28 protein-coding genes are annotated in these 17230 nt (G+C 61.2%); 1 reads left to right on the forward strand and 27 read right to left on the reverse strand.

Translation table 11 applies throughout. The annotated features are described in order from the left end of the window. Positions 1–52: 52 nt before the first annotated feature. The 8 genes from HMPREF3092_RS09575 to infA all read right to left on the reverse strand — a co-directional run bounded on the left by HMPREF3092_RS09575 (position 53) and on the right by infA (position 5740). Positions 53–940 carry a bifunctional methylenetetrahydrofolate dehydrogenase/methenyltetrahydrofolate cyclohydrolase gene (locus tag HMPREF3092_RS09575; protein ID WP_141738016.1) on the reverse strand — a complete coding sequence of 296 codons (888 nt, stop codon included), beginning with the start codon at positions 938–940 and terminating at the stop codon, positions 53–55. Continuing rightward, positions 937–2214, reverse strand: a complete 1278-nt coding sequence (gene glyA / locus HMPREF3092_RS09580) for a serine hydroxymethyltransferase (protein ID WP_070424734.1) — start codon at positions 2212–2214, stop codon at positions 937–939. Before glyA ends, HMPREF3092_RS09575 begins: the two co-directional genes overlap by 4 nt. Positions 2215–2699: 485 nt before the next feature. After that, on the reverse strand, positions 2700–3248 hold the full coding sequence (gene rplQ / locus HMPREF3092_RS09585) for a 50S ribosomal protein L17 (RefSeq protein WP_061941386.1): 549 nt from the start codon (positions 3246–3248) through the stop codon (positions 2700–2702). Between the two features lie 21 nt (positions 3249–3269). Beyond that, positions 3270–4262 (reverse strand): DNA-directed RNA polymerase subunit alpha, encoded by a 993-nt coding sequence (locus HMPREF3092_RS09590; RefSeq protein WP_019174664.1) that lies wholly within the window; start codon positions 4260–4262, stop codon positions 3270–3272. Between the two features lie 77 nt (positions 4263–4339). Then, entirely contained in the window at positions 4340–4741 is a 402-nt protein-coding gene (rpsK, locus tag HMPREF3092_RS09595; protein WP_070424735.1) for a 30S ribosomal protein S11, read from the reverse strand. A gap of 21 nt (positions 4742–4762) precedes the next feature. Further along, positions 4763–5131, reverse strand: a complete 369-nt coding sequence (rpsM, locus tag HMPREF3092_RS09600; protein WP_019174662.1) for a 30S ribosomal protein S13 — start codon at positions 5129–5131, stop codon at positions 4763–4765. Positions 5132–5329: 198 nt separating this feature from the next. Further along, complete coding sequence (gene rpmJ, locus HMPREF3092_RS09605) at positions 5330–5443, reverse strand: 50S ribosomal protein L36 (RefSeq protein WP_019174661.1); 114 nt, start codon at positions 5441–5443, stop codon at positions 5330–5332. A gap of 75 nt (positions 5444–5518) precedes the next feature. Then, complete coding sequence (gene infA / locus HMPREF3092_RS09610; protein ID WP_019174660.1) at positions 5519–5740, reverse strand: translation initiation factor IF-1; 222 nt, start codon at positions 5738–5740, stop codon at positions 5519–5521. Between the two features lie 205 nt (positions 5741–5945). Between infA and HMPREF3092_RS09615 the strand changes: the two genes are divergently transcribed. Next, positions 5946–6644, forward strand: a complete 699-nt coding sequence (locus tag HMPREF3092_RS09615; RefSeq protein ID WP_141738017.1) for a hypothetical protein — start codon at positions 5946–5948, stop codon at positions 6642–6644. A gap of 79 nt (positions 6645–6723) precedes the next feature. On the opposite strand, the gene map is transcribed toward HMPREF3092_RS09615, so the two are convergent. From map to rplB, 19 genes are all read right to left on the reverse strand, one after another. Next, entirely contained in the window at positions 6724–7560 is an 837-nt protein-coding gene (gene map, locus HMPREF3092_RS09620; RefSeq protein WP_070424737.1) for a type I methionyl aminopeptidase, read from the reverse strand. Beyond that, positions 7560–8129, reverse strand: a complete 570-nt coding sequence (locus HMPREF3092_RS09625; RefSeq protein WP_061941396.1) for an adenylate kinase — start codon at positions 8127–8129, stop codon at positions 7560–7562. The genes map and HMPREF3092_RS09625 overlap by 1 nt, the downstream gene beginning before the upstream one ends. Before the next feature lie 123 nt (positions 8130–8252). After that, a complete protein-coding gene (gene secY, locus HMPREF3092_RS09630) occupies positions 8253–9554 on the reverse strand; it encodes a preprotein translocase subunit SecY (RefSeq protein ID WP_061941398.1) in 1302 nt (433 codons plus the stop codon). A gap of 227 nt (positions 9555–9781) precedes the next feature. Further along, positions 9782–10237, reverse strand: a complete 456-nt coding sequence (gene rplO / locus HMPREF3092_RS09635; protein WP_061941400.1) for a 50S ribosomal protein L15 — start codon at positions 10235–10237, stop codon at positions 9782–9784. A gap of 1 nt (position 10238) precedes the next feature. Further along, a complete protein-coding gene (gene rpmD / locus HMPREF3092_RS09640; RefSeq protein WP_019174653.1) occupies positions 10239–10424 on the reverse strand; it encodes a 50S ribosomal protein L30 in 186 nt (61 codons plus the stop codon). After that, positions 10424–11053, reverse strand: a complete 630-nt coding sequence (gene rpsE / locus HMPREF3092_RS09645; protein WP_019174652.1) for a 30S ribosomal protein S5 — start codon at positions 11051–11053, stop codon at positions 10424–10426. Before rpsE ends, rpmD begins: the two co-directional genes overlap by 1 nt. After that, positions 11050–11430 (reverse strand): 50S ribosomal protein L18, encoded by a 381-nt coding sequence (gene rplR, locus HMPREF3092_RS09650; RefSeq protein ID WP_019174651.1) that lies wholly within the window; start codon positions 11428–11430, stop codon positions 11050–11052. Before rplR ends, rpsE begins: the two co-directional genes overlap by 4 nt. Before the next feature lie 2 nt (positions 11431–11432). After that, on the reverse strand, positions 11433–11969 hold the full coding sequence (gene rplF / locus HMPREF3092_RS09655) for a 50S ribosomal protein L6 (RefSeq protein WP_019174650.1): 537 nt from the start codon (positions 11967–11969) through the stop codon (positions 11433–11435). Positions 11970–11987: 18 nt separating this feature from the next. Beyond that, on the reverse strand, positions 11988–12386 hold the full coding sequence (gene rpsH, locus HMPREF3092_RS09660) for a 30S ribosomal protein S8 (protein ID WP_026022714.1): 399 nt from the start codon (positions 12384–12386) through the stop codon (positions 11988–11990). A gap of 76 nt (positions 12387–12462) precedes the next feature. Beyond that, on the reverse strand, positions 12463–13035 hold the full coding sequence (rplE, locus tag HMPREF3092_RS09665; RefSeq protein WP_019174648.1) for a 50S ribosomal protein L5: 573 nt from the start codon (positions 13033–13035) through the stop codon (positions 12463–12465). Next, complete coding sequence (rplX, locus tag HMPREF3092_RS09670) at positions 13035–13406, reverse strand: 50S ribosomal protein L24 (RefSeq protein WP_019174647.1); 372 nt, start codon at positions 13404–13406, stop codon at positions 13035–13037. Before rplX ends, rplE begins: the two co-directional genes overlap by 1 nt. A gap of 2 nt (positions 13407–13408) precedes the next feature. Next, the gene (gene rplN, locus HMPREF3092_RS09675) at positions 13409–13777 is read right to left on the reverse strand and encodes a 50S ribosomal protein L14 (RefSeq protein ID WP_070424738.1); all 369 of its coding nucleotides are present in this window, start codon (positions 13775–13777) and stop codon (positions 13409–13411) included. Positions 13778–13917: 140 nt separating this feature from the next. Next, positions 13918–14193, reverse strand: a complete 276-nt coding sequence (gene rpsQ, locus HMPREF3092_RS09680) for a 30S ribosomal protein S17 (RefSeq protein WP_026022713.1) — start codon at positions 14191–14193, stop codon at positions 13918–13920. Further along, positions 14193–14444, reverse strand: coding sequence for a 50S ribosomal protein L29 (gene rpmC, locus HMPREF3092_RS09685; RefSeq protein WP_026022712.1), 252 nt, complete (start codon positions 14442–14444; stop codon positions 14193–14195). The genes rpsQ and rpmC overlap by 1 nt, the downstream gene beginning before the upstream one ends. 1 nt (position 14445) lies before the next feature. Continuing rightward, positions 14446–14862 carry a 50S ribosomal protein L16 gene (gene rplP / locus HMPREF3092_RS09690; protein ID WP_070424739.1) on the reverse strand — a complete coding sequence of 139 codons (417 nt, stop codon included), beginning with the start codon at positions 14860–14862 and terminating at the stop codon, positions 14446–14448. Positions 14863–14865: 3 nt separating this feature from the next. Beyond that, a complete protein-coding gene (rpsC, locus tag HMPREF3092_RS09695) occupies positions 14866–15669 on the reverse strand; it encodes a 30S ribosomal protein S3 (protein ID WP_019174642.1) in 804 nt (267 codons plus the stop codon). After that, positions 15669–16043 (reverse strand): 50S ribosomal protein L22, encoded by a 375-nt coding sequence (gene rplV, locus HMPREF3092_RS09700; protein ID WP_019174641.1) that lies wholly within the window; start codon positions 16041–16043, stop codon positions 15669–15671. The genes rpsC and rplV overlap by 1 nt, the downstream gene beginning before the upstream one ends. Positions 16044–16082: 39 nt before the next feature. Beyond that, complete coding sequence (gene rpsS, locus HMPREF3092_RS09705) at positions 16083–16364, reverse strand: 30S ribosomal protein S19 (RefSeq protein WP_026022711.1); 282 nt, start codon at positions 16362–16364, stop codon at positions 16083–16085. A 15-nt stretch (positions 16365–16379) separates the two neighbouring features. Further along, positions 16380–17216, reverse strand: coding sequence for a 50S ribosomal protein L2 (gene rplB / locus HMPREF3092_RS09710; RefSeq protein WP_019174639.1), 837 nt, complete (start codon positions 17214–17216; stop codon positions 16380–16382). Between the last annotated feature and the right edge of the window lie 14 nt (positions 17217–17230).

Consider the following 17230-nt stretch of genomic DNA (forward strand, 5'->3'; position numbering starts at 1 on the left):
TACAGAATTCTGTACTGGCGCCTCGTGCTTTGTGGTTTGAGGGAGGCCGCGGTCAGCCGCGGTCGGCGGCCCGCTCTGCCATGTCGACGACATTGGCCAGGAGCATGGCGCGGGTCATCGGCCCCACTCCCCCGGGGTTCGGTGAGTACCAGGAGGCCTTCGCCTGAGCTTCCTGCGAAACATCGCCGACGACCTTCGACTTACCCGTCTCCGGGTCTTCTTCGCGGGACACACCGACGTCCACGAGAACAGCTCCGTCTTTCACAGCGTCACCGGCGACAATGTCCTTCACCCCGGCTGCCGCAACAATGACGTCAGCCTGCCCCAGCAGTTCGGGGAGGTTCTTCGTGCCGGTGTGAGTGAGCGTGACGGTGGCGTTGACATCGCGGCGAGTCAGCAGCAGACCAATGGGACGGCCCACTGTTACACCGCGGCCCAGAACAACCACGTGCTTGCCGTTCAAGTCCACGCCGTGACGCTCCAGAAGCTCAACGATGCCTCGCGGGGTGCACGGCAGCGGCGAAGTCACGTCTTCACGCACCCGCAAGACCAGGCGCCCCAGGTTCGTGGGGTGCAGGCCATCAGCGTCCTTGTCCGGGTCGACCAGTTCGAGCACACGGTTGGTGTCGATGCCGTCCGGCAGGGGCAGCTGCACGATGAAGCCCGTACATTCTGGGTTGTTGTTGAGCCTGGTGACCGCATCTTCGATTTCCTGCTGAGTGGCGGTCGCCGGGAGGTCTTCGCGGATCGACGCGATTCCAACCTCAGCGCAGTCGCGGTGCTTGCCGGCGACATACCACTGCGACCCTGGGTCCTCACCCACGAGCAGCGTACCCAGGCCCGGGGTGACGCCCCGGTCCTTCAGGGCCTGCGCCCGTACAGCGAGTTCCTGTTTGATTGCAGTGGCTGTCGCTTTGCCGTCAAGCTTCTGTGGCATCAGTACTGTTCCAGTCCTTCGTAGAGCGGGAAGTCCTTCGCGACCTTAGCAACACGCTCACGCAGCGCTGCAAGGTCCGCACCGGGCTTGAGCGTTTCAGCGATGATGTCGGCAACCTCGGTGAAGGCTGCAGCGTCAAGACCGCGGGTGGCAAGGGCGGGGGTGCCGATGCGCAAACCAGAGGTCACCATGGGCGGACGCGGGTCAAACGGAACGGCATTGCGGTTGACGGTGATGCCCACCTGGTGCAGAAGGTCTTCACCCTGTTTGCCGTCGATTTCGCTGTTGCGCAGGTCAACGAGCACCAGGTGAACGTCAGTGCCGCCGGACAGGACCGAAACACCGGCTTCAGCAACATCGTCGCGAAGCAGACGCTCAGCGAGGATCTGTGCGCCTTCGATGGTGCGCTTCTGGCGGTCCTTGAATTCGTCTTCTGCTGCCAGCTTGAACGCGACCGCCTTTCCCGCGATCACGTGCATGAGCGGACCGCCCTGCTGACCGGGGAAAACAGCCGAGTTGATCTTCTTGTTGAGCTCTTCCGAGTTCGTCAGGATGAAGCCCGAACGGGGACCGCCGAGGGTCTTGTGGACCGTCGAAGACACAACGTCGGCGTACTCAACCGGGTTGGGGTGCAGACCAGCTGCGACAAGACCAGCAAAGTGCGCCATGTCGACCCACAGGTAAGCGCCGACCTCGTCAGCGATTTCGCGGAAGGCCTTGAAGTCCAGCTGACGCGGGTAGGCCGACCAGCCTGCGACGATGACCTTCGGCTTGTGCTCAAGAGCGCGTTCACGGACCTGATCCATGTCCACGCGGTTGGTTTCAGGGTCAACCTCGTAGGACGACACGTTGTACAGACGTCCCGAGAAGTTGATCTTCATGCCGTGCGTCAGGTGACCGCCGTGAGCCAGGTCAAGGCCCAGCAGACCGTCACCGGCACGCGCCAGTGCGTGCATGACGGCGGCGTTGGCGGATGCACCGGAGTGCGGCTGGACGTTTGCGTACTTCGCACCGAAGAGCGACTTTGCTCGTTCGATCGCGAGGTTCTCTGCAACGTCAACGTATTCACAGCCGCCGTAGTAGCGGCGACCCGGGTAGCCTTCGGCATACTTGTTCGTCAGCACCGAGCCCTGAGCCTGCAGCACAGCGCGGGGAACAAAGTTCTCCGACGCAATCATTTCGAGGTAGTCCTGCTGGCGGCCGAGCTCCTGGTCAAGCACCTTGGTGATTTCGGGATCAATGTCCGCGATGCTCTGCGACAGAGGCGTGTTCGACATCCACGTTCCTTTCCTTCAGACAGCCGTTGTGCGGTCTGAGCGGGCACAACGGGCTCATTGTCTCACGGGTCACACAATCACACCTCCGCCGACACATAGCGGACGGGACGGATGCTGTGGGTGTAGGCGGGGCAGCGGAAGGTGGGGGTGCTGGGGACGGCAGCTCCGCCTCGTATGCCCTCCCCAGGTTTATGCACGAGGTGCCGCTCCACTTGGCAGCTAAACCCCACCTCGGGAACCCCTCCACACACCCAGACTCCCGTTAGCCGGAATCTTCGCCTTAGCAGTGGCGGCTAAACCGCAGATTCCTTGCTGAAGCGTGGATCCCTGCGTCTAAAGCGTGGATTTGTCGCTAAAGCGCGGATCCCGGCTAAGGGGTGGATTCGCTGCAAACGGGTGCGTGGGGCTGCGAAGGCAGAAACACGAAAGGCGCCGCAGAACCTAGTTCTGCGGCGCCTTCGTTTCAGGCTTCAGAGAAGCTCAGATCAGGCTTCGTCCTTTTCAGCATCTGCTTCAGCTTTTGCGTCATCGGCGGCTTCCTGGGCTTCGTCTTCCTGCGGGCCGGATTCGACATCCGGTGCAGCTTCGACTTCTTCAGCCGGAGCTTCGGCCTTTTCGTCAGCAGAGGCGGCGGCTGCGCCTTCTGCTTCCTTCACCACGGCCTGCTTGGGCGAGTAAGCCTCAAGCACCAGTTCGATGACAGCCATGGGGGCGTTGTCACCGGGGCGGGTGCCGATCTTGGTGATGCGGGTGTAACCACCCGGGCGTTCAGCAACAGCAGGTGCGATCGAGGTGAACAGCTCGTGCACGATGCCCTTGTCGCTGATCGAACGCAGGACGCGACGACGCGAAGCGAGGTCACCCTTCTTGGCGAAGGTGATCAGACGCTCGGCGTGCGGGCGCAGGCGCTTGGCCTTGGTTTCGGTGGTCTTCACCGACTTGTTTTCAAAGAGCTGGGCTGCAAGGTTGTTCAGCATTGCCCGCTCGTGCGCCGGGGAACCGCCGAGGCGGTTGCCCTTGGTAGGCGTAGGCATGGGTTTTCTCCTTGGAAATTCTTAGAACTGTTCGTCCTCGACGAACGAAAGGTCGTCAGCGGGCTCGGAAAGCGAGGCGGCGCTGTCCTTAAGGCTCAGGCCGAGCTCGTCGAGCTTCTGCTTGACTTCTTCGATCGACTTCGAGCCGAAGTTGCGGATGTCCATCAGGTCGGCTTCGCTGCGGCTGACGAGCTCGCCGACGGTGTGGATGCCTTCGCGCTTCAGGCAGTTGTAGGAACGAACCGTGAGGTCGAGGCTCTCAATGGCCAGTGCCAGGTCAGCAGCCATGGCTGCGTCAACCGGCGAAGGGCCGATCTCAATGCCTTCCGATTCCACGTTGAGTTCACGGGCCAGGCCGAAGAGCTCAACAAGCGTCGTACCGGCCGAAGCCAGTGCGTCGCGCGGAGAGATCGAAGGCTTGGTCTCGACGTCGACGACCAGGCGGTCGAAGTCGGTGCGCTGTTCAACACGAGTGGCTTCGACCTTGTAGGTCACGCGCAGAACGGGCGAGTAGATGGAGTCGACCGGAATGCGGCCGATCTCAGCATCAGCGTTCTTGTTCTGAGCAGCCGACACGTAGCCGCGACCGCGTTCGATCGTCAGCTCCATGTCGAGCGAGCCTTCTTCGTTCAGCGTGGCGATGAAGAGGTCCGGGTTGTGGATCTCAACACCAGCCGGTGCGCTGATGTCAGCGGCCGTGACATCGCCGGGGCCCTGCTTGCGCAGGTAGGCGACGACAGGTTCGTCGAATTCCGAGGAGACGACAAGCGACTTCAGGTTGAGGATGAACTCGGTGACGTCTTCCTTGACTCCGGGAACCGTGGTGAACTCGTGCAGCACACCGTCAATGCGGATGCTGGTGACGGCGGCACCGGGGATGGAGGACAGAAGGGTACGACGCAGCGAGTTGCCGAGGGTGTAGCCGAAGCCGGGCTCCAGGGGCTCGATGACGAACCGGGAGCGCAGATCGGAGACAACCTCTTCAGTGAGCGTGGGACGCTGTGCAATGAGCACGTGGGCTTCCTTTCAGCGAACATCCGCTATATGACGTTCGCGCTTAAAGAGTTCTGGACTCGTTACGCTGTGCCGACTCAGCCGCGGCGGCGCTTGGGCGGACGGCAGCCGTTGTGCGGGTGCGGGGTGACGTCCTGAATGGTGCCCAGCTCAAGACCGGTGGCCTGGAGCGAGCGGATAGCGGTTTCGCGACCGGAACCGGGGCCCTTGACGAAAACGTCAACCTTCTTCAGACCGTGTTCCTGTGCGCGGCGCGCAGCGGATTCAGCAGCCATCTGAGCGGCGTACGGGGTCGACTTGCGCGAACCCTTGAATCCGACCTCACCAGAAGAAGCCCAGGAGATCACGGCGCCGGTGGGGTCCGTGATGGAAACGATGGTGTTGTTGAACGTCGACTTGATGTGAGCCTGGCCGTTGACCAGGTTCTTCCTATCGCGACGACGGGGCTTGCGAGCAGCAGCTCGTGACTTGGGTGGCATCTAAATCTCCTACTCGAACGCTTACTTCTTCTTGCCTGCAACGGTGCGCTTCGGACCCTTGCGCGTACGCGCGTTGGTCTTGGTGCGCTGACCGCGGACGGGCAGGCCGCGGCGGTGACGAACACCCTGGTAGCTGCCGATTTCAACCTTGCGGCGGATGTCGGCTGCAACCTCGCGGCGCAGATCGCCTTCAACCTTGAAGGTGCCTTCGATGTAGTCGCGCAGCTGCACGAGCTGATCGTCGGTCAGGTCCTTAACGCGGATGTCCGGGCTAATGCCGGTTTCCGTGAGGGTCTGGCTCGCACGAGTGCGGCCCACACCAAAAATGTATGTCAGGGCGACTTCCACGCGCTTTTCGCGTGGGAGGTCAACTCCGGCTAAACGTGCCATGTGTTTACTCCATGTAGATATTCGAAGGTTCTTGCTCAGGCATGTCCGGATGTCTTTTCAGACCCGGTCCCCGGCCCTCGAACCGGGGGTGTCGTCCTCGCCGTGCAGAAGTTCCTGCCAGTGAGGGGGCGATGCCTGCTTGGGTGTGGACTCGCCTGCCCTTTACGGGAAGCGAACCCATCGATCTGCGTTAGCTGATCAGCCCTGGCGCTGCTTGTGACGCGGGTTCGAGCAGATCACCATGACCACCGAGTTGCGGCGGATGACCTTGCAGCTGTCGCAGATCTTTTTGACGCTTGGCTTAACTTTCATCGCTATTCCTTCTTGTCACCACAAAGCCCCTCGGGGCCAGCCCAAGGGGTGGTCGCGGTGAGTGTCAAAAGATCCTTACTTGTAGCGGTAGACAATCCGTCCGCGAGAAAGGTCGTAGGGAGACAGCTCCACTACAACACGGTCTTCGGGAAGGATGCGGATGTAGTGCTGGCGCATCTTTCCGGAGATGTGCGCAAGCACAAGGTGGCCGTTGGTCAGCTCAACGCGGAACATCGCGTTGGGCAGAGCCTCGACGACCGTACCCTCGATCTCAATGACCCCTTCTTTTTTGGCCATATCGTTCGCTTACCCCTGCTCCCCGCGGAATCCCGCGGATTGAGTGTCTTATCCGTACAGCTCGTGGATGCGAAAATTCGGTTTCCTGCACTCACCGCCGCCCGTCATCCACACTGTGATCAGCGGGATTCTGCGCTAAAGTGAGCGCGTTATGGGAGCCGAAATGCCGACAGCCCACAAGCCAATTGTCTATCCTACAGCGAATATGCTTGACTTTCCAACTGATGTGACGCAGTGCGCAGATATTCGGCAAGGTCCGCTGGGCACCTGTTGGCTTATTGCACCACTCATTGCGGCCGAGGTGGCAGCTCCCGGATTCTGTGACCGCACGGTCGTGCACAGGACCGCAACGCGCGCTGTTGTCGACGTGGGAACAGCTCCCATCACCACTGACATTCCCGCACACGCGCGCGACCGCAGCGGTTCGCGTGCCGGGAAAGTCAACAGTACAACACTTGTCGAGGCTGCAGCGCAGACAGTTCTCGGCTCACGCCTTGAAGGTCACCTGCCGTTCAGGGGATTTCAGTTTCTTTTCGGTTCGCCGGGTATTGCGATACCCGCACTTCCCGGCCTGGCCGAGTTCGCACTTCGCGCCGCCGCCCGTGGACTTAAGAGCGGACGCCCCGTCGTCGCCGCAACCCTGCCTAAGCGCAGCAGCTTCGACCTGAGTGACACACGGGACGGCATACCCGTGCGGATCACACCGAACCACGTGTACGCGGTCGTCGGCCACACTTCCGGCGAGCGCAGCAACACCGACCACTCCCCCAGGCTGCTTCTGCGCAACCCCGTGCTGACCGGACGCACCGACATCGACACCGACGCCCTTCAACTGAGCGCACACCAGCTGACTGAAGCAACCATGACGGTCTTCATCGGCCCGAAGCTGCACCAGTCCAGGTGACCCACAAACCCAACCCGCGCCAAAACTCACGAGGTGGGTGTTCAGAAATCTGAACACCCACCTCGTGAGTCAGCTTTGCTCAGTCCAGCGGAACCGGCTCGACGCCGTAGCGCGCCAGACGCTCCCTGCCGCCGTCCGGGGCGGTGAGCACCCAGATGCCCTTGGCGTGGCGGGCAACTGTGTGCTCCCAATGGGATGCTCGGGAACCATCAGCGGTGACGACAGTCCATTCGTCATCTAGCGTTCGGCTGTCAGCGCCGCCGGTGGTGAGCATCGGCTCAATGCAGATGGCCATACCCGGCTTGATCTTCGGGCCGCGCTTCTTCACCGCGTAGTTGAGCACTTCCGGTTCCATGTGCATCTGCGAACCAATGCCATGGCCCGTGAAGTCTTCAATCAGCCCGCCTTCGAGTTCAGGTGCGTTTTCAAACACCCAGCCCTCAATGGCCGCACCGATTTCGTCGATGTGCTTGGCACGCGAAAAAGCCGCGATACCCGCCCACATGGACTCTTCCGTCGCATCAGAAACCCGCAGGTCCTGCTTGCGCGCAGCTTCACGTCCGCCCACAAAAACAGTGATAGCGGAATCGCCGTGCCAGCCGTCAATGATCGCACCTCCGTCAATCGACACCATGTCTCCCTCTTTGAGGACGATGTCGTCAGACGGGATTCCGTGAACGATGACGTCATTGACCGAAACGCACAGCGTGGCTGGATAGCCCATGTAGCCCAAGAAGTTCGACGTTGCGCCGTGCTCGTCAATAACTCGGGCCCCAGCGGCATCGACGTCTTCCGTCGTAGCGCCGGGCACGCAGGCGGCCGCAGCTGCTTCCAAAGCAGCACGGGTGACCAGACCCGCACGACGCATTGTGCGGATCTGGTCGTCCGTCTTCAGTTCGATCTTAGGACCGAACATCAGCCCTCAAGCGCTTTCATAATCCGCTCGGTGATGGCATCAATTTCCCCGAGGCCGTCCACCTGACGCAGCAGACCGCGGCGACGGTAGATGTCAGTCAGCGGCTGAGTCTGCTCTTCGTACACATCCATACGGTGGCGGATGACATCTTCGGTGTCGTCCGAACGGCCCTCAGTCTGGGCGCGAGCCAGCAGGCGGCCGACAATCTCATCAGTGTCAGCAGTCAGTTCGACAACAGCGTCCAGGCTGTGGCCAGCAGCTTCCAGCATCTTGTCGAGCTCATTCACCTGAGCCTCAGTGCGGGGGTAGCCGTCGAGGAGGAAGCCCTCCTTGGCATCGTCCTGCTGCAGACGGTCGGCAACCATCGAGTTGGTGACCTCGTCCGGTACGTATTCGCCAGCGTCCATGTAGCGCTTAGCCTTCTTGCCCAGTTCGGTTTCGCCCTTCACGTTCGCACGGAAGATATCTCCGGTCGAAATAGCGGGGATCGACAGCGTGGAGCTGAGCTTGGCGGCCTGCGTGCCCTTGCCGGCACCGGGAGGGCCGATGAGGATGATGCGCTTTGTCATGTGCGTCCTTCCGATTTGTTCCTAATCGAATGCTACCTAAGCGCACAGACCCGAACCCCAACCGGTCTGGTCAGGATTCGGGTCTGCGCTCTGGTCAAAGGTGTAAGTGAGCTTTCCCGCTTATCAGCGCAGGAGGCCTTCGTAGTGGCGCTGCTGCATCTGCGAATCGATCTGCTTGACCGTTTCGAGACCGACACCCACCACAATGAGGATCGAAGTACCGCCGAACGGGAAGTCCTGGTTCGCATCGACAAGCACCAGGGCGATCAGCGGGATCATGGCCACAAACGCGAGGTACAGCGAACCGGGAGCCGTGATGCGGTTCAGAACGAAGCGCAGGTAGTCCTCGGTGGGCTTGCCGGCGCGAATGCCGGGAATGAATCCGCCGTACTTCTTCATGTTGTCGGCAACCTCTTCCGGGTTGAACGTGATCGCAACGTAGAAGAAAGCGAAGAAGATGGTCAGACCGGCATAAATGGCCATGTAAATCGGGTGGTCGCCGCGGGCCAAGTACGTGGTGATCCACTGCACCCAACCGGACTCGGGATTGCCGAACTGGGAAATGAGCTGCGGCAGGTACAGAATCGAGCTTGCGAAGATCACCGGGATAACACCGGCCTGGTTGACCTTGATCGGAATGTAGGTGGAGGTTCCGCCGAACATACGGCGACCAACCATCCGCTTGGCGTACTGCACCGGAATGCGACGCTGCGACTGCTCGACGAAGACAACCAGAGCAACAACCAGCAGGCCGACCAGGCAGACAATCGCAAAGATATCCGGACCCTTGGACTTCAGAATCGAACCGAAAGCAGTCGGGAAGCCAGCAGCAACAGAAGTGAAGATCAGCAGCGACATGCCGTTGCCAACCCCGCGCTCCGTGATCTGCTCACCGAGCCACATGATGAGCGCGGTACCGGCAGTCAGGGTCAGGACAATGATGAGCTGTGCCCACCACTCGTCACGGACGATGATGTTTTCACAGCCTTCGACGTTGCCGAACAGAGCGCCAGTGCGGACGGTTGTGACAAGAGTCGTAGCGTTCAGGACCGCCAGACCGATAGTCATGTAGCGGGTGTACTGGGTCAGCTTGGCCTGACCGGAAGCGCCTTCCTTGTGCAGAGCCTCAAAACGCGGAATCACAACGCGCAGAAGCTGCGTGATAATCGACGCCGTGATGTAGGGCATGATGCCCAGCGCGAAGATCGACAGCTTCAGCAGAGCACCACCGGAGAACAGGTTGATCATTCCGAACGCGCCCGAATTCAGCTGCGGATTCGACACACACTGCTGAACGTTCGCGTAGTCAATGCCCGGCGCAGGAATAAAGCTGCCCAAGCGGAAGAGCACGATGATGCCCAAAGTGAAGAGGAGTTTGTTCCTCAGATCCGGGGTCCGGAAGGCTCTACCGATAGCGCCGAACAAACGTCCTCCTGAGATAAGGAACCTCCGAGCCGGAAATTTCAGGCACGACGATTCCGCAGACAGATACCGCAGGTACTTTACTCGGGTCCACCAAGCCAAGCAAACCCGAGTCTGACATACCAGGCGACCGACACCACGTCACCCCTACCCCACACAAAACAGACGAGGCGGAGGTCAAGTTGACCTCCGCCTCGTCAGCGAAATCAGACAGCCTCAGCTGTCGTCAATCAGGCTTCAGTAGCGGTACCGCCGGCAGCCTTGATCTTTTCGATCGCAGAACCGGAGAACTTCTGAGCCGTAATGTTGATCTTCACGGTAAGTTCGCCCTCACCAAGAACCTTGACGGGCTGCTTGGCGCGAACAGCGCCCTTCTCCACCAGATCGGCAACAGTGATGTCGCCGCCTTCCGGGAACAGAGTCTGCAGCTTGTCCAGGTTGACGACCGCGTAGGTCACCTTGTTCGGGTTCTTGAAACCGCGGAGCTTCGGCAGACGCATGTGCAGCGGCGTCTGGCCACCCTCAAAGCCGTGGGGAACCTGGTAACGGGCCTGCGTGCCCTTGGTTCCGCGGCCTGCGGTCTTACCGCCCTTACCTGCTTCACCGCGACCGTAGCGCTGCTTGGCGGTCTTTTCGCCCTTAGCGGGGCGCAGGTGGTGAAGCTTGAGTGCGCGTTCTTCAGCCATGTCAGTCCACCTCTTCGCACTTGACCAGGTGGCGCACAGCGTTGACCATGCCGCGCACCTCAGGACGGTCTTCGCGAATCACCGAGTGGTGAAGACGCTTGAGTCCCAGGGTGCGAATGGTTTCACGGTGCTGTGGCTTGCCACCGATTGTCGACTTGATCTGCGTAATCTTCAGCTTCTTAGCCATCAGGCGCTAGCCCCGCTTTCTGCTGCGCGCAGAAGAGCGTGCGGAGCGACTTCGTCAACAGGAAGTCCACGGCGAGCCGCGACTTCCTCCGGACGCTCCAGGCCCTTCAGCGCTGCGATGGTGGCGTGCACGATGTTGATGGCGTTAGCCGAACCCAGCGACTTCGAAAGAATGTCGTGGATGCCAGCGCAGTCGAGGACGGCGCGGACCGGACCACCGGCGATAACACCGGTACCGGCCGAAGCCGGACGCAGCAGGACAACGCCAGCGGCGTCTTCACCCTGTACCGGGTGCGGAATGGTCTTCTCGATGCGGGGAACGCGGAAGAAGTTCTTCTTCGCTTCCTCAACACCCTTGGCAATAGCCGCGGGAACTTCCTTGGCCTTGCCGTAGCCCATGCCGACCATGCCATCGCCATCGCCCACAACGACCAGGGCGGTGAAGGAGAAACGGCGTCCGCCCTTCACAACCTTGGACACGCGGTTGATGGTGACAACGTGCTCAATGAACTGGTTCTTGTCTTCGCGCTCACCGCGTCCACCGCGGCGACCGCCCTGGCCGCGACCACGACCGCGACCGCGATCGGGGTTCTGCTGCTCAGTCTGGTTTGTCTTCTCTTCGTTGCTCACAGCGCCAGACCTCCTTCACGTGCGCCCTCTGCGATTGCGGCCACACGGCCGTGGTAGGCGTTGCCGCCGCGGTCAAAGACGACAGCCTCAACACCGACAGCCTTCGCGCGTTCGGCGATCAGTTCGCCGACCTTGCGGGCCTTTGCGGTCTTGTCGCCGTCGAACGAACGCAGCTCGGTTTCCATGGTGGAAGCCGAAGCAACGGTCTTGCCGGCTTCGTCGTCGATAACCTGGACGAACACGTGGCGCGACGAACGGGTCACCGAAAGACGGGGACGTTCGGGCGTGCCGTTGATGTGCTTGCGCAGACGAGCGTGGCGACGGTTGCGTGCAGCAGTCTTGGACTTGCCGCGGCTCTTCTTCAATCCGAAGGCCATGGTTACTTACCAGCCTTTCCAACCTTGCGGCGAACCTGTTCGCCTGCGTAGCGGACACCCTTGCCCTTGTAGGGTTCGGGCTTGCGAAGCTTGCGGATGTTCGCAGCGACTTCGCCGACAAGCTGCTTGTCGATTCCGCTGACGGTGAGTTTGTTGTTGCCCTCAACCGTGAAGGTGATTCCCTTCGGAGCGGCAACCGGGATCGAGTGCGAGTAGCCCAGCGACATTTCGATGTCGCTGCCCTTCGCCTGAACGCGGTAACCGGTGCCGACGATCTCGAGCTTCTTCTCGTAGCCCTGGGTCACACCGATGATCATGTTGTCGACCATCGTGCGCGACAGACCGTGCAGGGCGCGGGATTCGCGCTCTTCGTTCGGACGCTCAAGGGTGATGACGCCGTCTTCCAGTGCAACCGTGATCGGTTCTGCAACGGTGTGGCTCAGTTCGCCCTTGGGGCCCTTCACGTTGACGGTCTGGCCGTCGATCTTGACCTCAACACCGCTGGGGACGGAGATGGGGCGCTTGCCGATACGTGACATTGTGCTCTCTCCTTTCCCTTACCAGACGTAGGCGAGGACTTCCCCGCCCACACCCTTCTTAGCTGCCGTGCGGTCAGTCATGAGACCGGACGACGTGGACAGAATCGCGATGCCGAGACCGCCGAGAACCTTCGGCAGGTTCGTGCTCTTGGCGTAGACGCGAAGACCGGGCTTGGAGATGCGCTTGAGGCCGGCGATCGAACGTTCACGGTTCGGGCCGAACTTCAGGTCCATTTCCAGGGTCTTGCCAACACGAGCGTCTTCGACGCGGTAGTCGGCGATGTAGCCCTCGGCCTTGAGGATGTCGGCGATGTTTGCCTTCAGCTTGCTGTGCGGCATGCTGACATCCTCGTGGTACGCCGAGTTGGCGTTGCGCAGACGCGTAAGCATGTCTGCGACTGGGTCAGTCATAGTCATTGGGCTTTAGCCCTTCCTCGCTGCGGTTTCTGTGCCGGTCCCCTCAGGTCCCGGCACGGACCTTCAACGTAGTGGTTCAGTTTGTCTTAAAGGGGAAGCCCAGGTGCTTGATAAGCGCCCGGCCCTCTTCGTCGGTCTTGGCGGTCGTGACGATCGTGATGTCCATACCGCGAACACGGTCGATGCTGTCCTGGTTGATTTCGTGGAACATCGACTGTTCGGTCAGGCCGAAGGTGTAGTTTCCGTTGCCGTCGAACTGGCGGTCCGAGAGTCCGCGGAAGTCGCGGATACGCGGAAGAGCCAGCGAAATGGTGCGGTCAAGGAATTCCCACATGCGTGCACGGCGCAGAGTCACGTGAGCGCCGATGGGCTGACCTTCACGCAGCTTGAACTGTGCGATCGACTTGCGTGCGCGGGTGACAACCGGCTTCTGACCCGTGATGAGGGTCAGGTCGTTGATCGCGCCTTCGATGAGCTTCGAGTCACGCGCGGCGTCACCAACACCCATGTTCACGACGACCTTTTCGATCGTAGGAACCTGCATGGGGTTCGCGTAGTTGAACTCCTCCTGCATCTTCGCGACGATTTCGTTGCGGTAGAACTCGCGCAGTCGAGGTGCAGGACGGCTGGTTGCTGTTGCTTCAGTCATCAGATGTCCTCTCCGGTACGACGCGAGTAGCGGACGCGGACGGTCTTGGTACGGCCGTCGCGTTCAACCTTTTCCTCGCGGAAGCCCACGCGGGTCGGCTTGTTGTCCTTGGGGTCAACGAGCATGACGTTCGAAACGTGAATCGGAGCTTCGTGGATCTCGATGCCGCCGGCGGTGGCGCCGGCAGCGGTCTGAGTGGCGCGCTTGTGCTTGGTGATGCGGTTGACGCCTTCGACCAGAACACGCTGGCGTTCGGGGTACACGGCCAGGACCTTGCCCTGCTTGCCGCGGTCGCCGCCGCGCTCCTGCTTAGCACCGGCGATCACCTGAACGGTGTCGCCCTTCTTGATGTGCAGCTTAGGTGCCGTCATTCTTACAACACCTCCGGTGCGAGCGAGATGATCTTCATGAACTTCTTTTCGCGCAGTTCACGGCCCACGGGGCCGAAGATGCGGGTACCGCGCGGTTCACCGTCGGTCTTGAGGATGACGGCTGCGTTTTCGTCGAACGAAATGTACGAACCGTCGTTGCGACGCTGCGGCTTGCGGGTGCGCACAACAACAGCCTTGACGATGTCGCCCTTCTTAACGTTGCCGCCGGGGATTGCGTCCTTGACCGTGGCGACGATCGTGTCGCCGACGGACGCGTAGCGACGTCCTGAACCCCCGAGGATCCGGATGGCCAGGATTTCCTTGGCTCCGGTGTTGTCAGCGACTTTGAGTCGCGACTCCTGCTGGATCAATGTCTTCTCCTGTCGTCACGCTGGTTCTCGTTATGAGCCTTGCGGAACGGTTGTGTTTACAGTGCCCGTGTGCGGTTCCCCGGTAGCCGCCCCCAGGAGTGGGGGCGGGACCGGGGTGGACCGCAGCTGGTGGCCGCGAATTACTTGGCGCGCTCGATGATCTCTACGAGTCGCCAGCGCTTCGTTGCCGAGTACGGGCGGGTCTCAGCAACACGCACGAGGTCGCCAACACCTGCGGTGTTGTCTTCGTCGTGGGCCTTGAACTTGGTGGTCGTGCGCATGATCTTGCCGTACAGACGGTGCTGCTTGCGGCGCTCGACCTCAACCACGATGGTCTTGTCCATTTTGTCAGACACAACGTAGCCGCGCGCGGTCTTACGGCTGCCGCGCTGGGTGGTTTCTGTCACTTCAGACATCACTTGCCCTCTTCCTTAGCGTCAGCCGGGTTGGTGCGGAGCAGAAGCTCGCGTTCGCGAAGCACGGTGTAGATGCGTGCAATGTCCTTCCGGACGGCCTTCACACGGCCGGGGTTTTCGAGCTGGCCGGTTGCGGCCTGGAAGCGCAGGTTGAACAGTTCAGCCTTTGCCTTCTTGAGCTCTTCGCCCAGACGTTCGTTGTTGTAGCCGTCGAGAACGTCCATGGTCAGATCCTTGGATCCTACTGCCACGTCATTCACCACCTTCACGAGAAACAATGCGGGCCTTCATCGGAAGCTTGTGGATTGCAAGGCGCAGAGCTTCGCGAGCCACCTCTTCCGAAACACCGCCGAGTTCGAACATGATGCGTCCGGGCTTGACGGGAGCAACCCACCATTCGGGCGAACCCTTACCGGAACCCATACGGGTTTCAGCAGGCTTCTTGGTAATGGGGCGGTCCGGGAAGATGTTGATCCAGACCTTACCGCCGCGCTTGATGTGGCGCGTCATGGCAATACGAGCTGCTTCGATCTGACGGTTGGTCACGTATGCAGCGTCGAGTGCCTGAATGCCCCATTCACCGAATGCCAGTTCGGTTCCGCCCTTGGCGTAGCCATCGAGGCTGGGGTGGTGCGGCTTACGGTACTTAACACGACGAGGGATCAGCACGTGTCAGCCCTCCGTTCCGGCTGCTGCTTCTTTCGAAGCTGCAGCATTGTCGTTCTTCTGCTGAGCTGCACCCTGGCCGCCGCGTCCGCGTCCACCGCGTCCGCGACCACGACCACCGCGTCCACCGCGCTGGTTGGTCTGTGCAGCTTCCTGAGCGGCAAGTTCCTTGTCGGTCATGTCGCCGCGGTAAACCCAGACCTTCACGCCGATGCGGCCGAAGGTGGTGTGAGCTTCGTAGAAGCCGTAGTCGATGTTCGCGCGCAGGGTGTGCAGCGGCACACGGCCTTCGCGGTAGAACTCCGAACGGCTCATTTCAGCACCGCCGAGGCGGCCCGAGCACTGCACACGAATGCCCTTGGCACCAGCGCGCTGTGCGGACTGGATTGCCTTGCGCATTGCGCGGCGGAACGCCACGCGGCTTGCGAGCTGCTCGGCAACACCCTGGGCGACCAGCTGAGCGTTGACCTCGGGGTTCTTGACTTCGAGGATGTTCAGCTGGATCTGTTTGCCGGTGAGCTTTTCGAGCTTCGAGCGCAGACGGTCGGCTTCCGCACCGCGGCGGCCGATGACGATGCCCGGGCGTGCCGTGTGGATGTCCACGCGGACACGGTCGCGGGTGCGCTCGATGTTGATCTTTGCGAGACCTGCGCGTTCGAGATCGGTTTCGAGCATCTTGCGAATGCGGATGTCTTCGCCGACGTAGTCCTTGTAGCGCTGACCCTTAACGGTCGAGTCCGAGAACCACTTCGAACGGTGATCGGTGGTGATGCCCATCCGGAACCCGGTGGGGTTGATCTTCTGACCCATCAGGCGTTCTCCTTCCCATCAGCGTCCGAGCCGTCCGTGAGGACCACGGTGATGTGGCTGGTGCGCTTGTCGATGCGGTGTGCACGACCCTGGGCGCGAGGACGGAACCGCTTCATGGTCGGTCCTTCGTCAACGTAGATCTCCGAGATCACGAGGTCGTCTTCATTGAATGCAACGCCGAGCTTGTCAGCTTCCTGACGGGCGTTGCTGATGCCCGATGCGACGAGTTTGTAGACAGGCTCAGATGCAGCCTGGGGAACAAACTTGAGCATCGCGAGTGCTTCGGTTGCCTGCTGACCACGAACGAGGTCAACGACACGCCGAGCCTTCATGGGCGTCACACGCAGAAAGCGTGCCTTCGCCTTGGCTTCCATCGTTTCCTTCTCTCCTTATAGGACCCGTAGGGGCGCGGCTCAGCCGCGGCGGCCCTTGCGGTCGTCCTTGTCGTGGCCGCGGAACGTCCGCGTCGGTGCGAATTCGCCGAGCTTGTGCCCGACCATTGATTCAGTGATGAACACTGGGACGTGCTTGCGTCCGTCGTGAACCGCGATGGTGTGTCCCAGGAAGTCCGGGATGATCATCGAGCGACGCGACCACGTCTTGATTACGTTGTTGGTGCCCTTTTCGTTCTGAGCGGCGACCTTCTGGAAAAGGTGCTCGTCTACGAAGGGGCCCTTCTTCAAGCTACGAGGCATTTTCTAGGCTCCCTATCAGCGCTTCTTGCCGGTGCGACGGCGGCGCACGATGTACTTGTCGCTTTCGCGGTTCGGACGGCGGGTGCGTCCTTCCGGCTGGCCCCAGGGGCTGACCGGGTGACGACCACCGGAGGTGCGGCCTTCACCACCACCGTGCGGGTGGTCGATCGGGTTCATTGCAACACCGCGGACAGTCGGGCGGATGCCCTTCCAGCGCATACGGCCGGCCTTGCCCCAGCTGATGTTGGCCTGTTCGGCGTTGCCGACTTCACCGACGGTTGCGCGGCAGCGAGCATCAACGTTGCGGATTTCGCCCGAAGGCATGCGCAGCTGTGCGTAGCGACCGAACTTGGCCACGAGCTGAGCCGAGGTGCCGGCGCTGCGGCCGATCTTGGCTCCGCCGCCGGGGCGAAGTTCGATTGCGTGGATCACGGTGCCGACGGGGATGTTCTGCAGCGGCAGAGCATTGCCCGGCTTGATGTCAGCCTGTGCTCCAGCTTCGACGCGGTCGCCCTGCTTGAGCTTGTTCGGGGCGAGGATGTAGCGCTTCTCGCCGTCAACGTAGTGCAGCAGTGCGATGCGTGCGGTGCGGTTCGGGTCGTATTCGATGTGTGCGACCTTTGCCGGGACGCCGTCCTTGTCGTGACGACGGAAGTCGATCACGCGGTACTGGCGCTTGTGGCCACCGCCCTGGTGACGGGTGGTGATCCGGCCCTGGCTGTTTCGGCCGCCCTTCTTCGGCAGCGGACGCAGAAGCGACTTCTCCGGCGTAGACCGGGTCACTTCGACGAAGTCCGCGACCGACGAGCCACGGCGGCCCGGGGTCGTGGGCTTGTACTTACGGATTCCCATGAGTCTTCAATTCC

The sequence above is a fragment of the Brevibacterium sp. HMSC24B04 genome, assembly GCF_001806835.1.
GTDB lineage: Bacteria > Actinomycetota > Actinomycetes > Actinomycetales > Brevibacteriaceae > Brevibacterium > Brevibacterium ravenspurgense.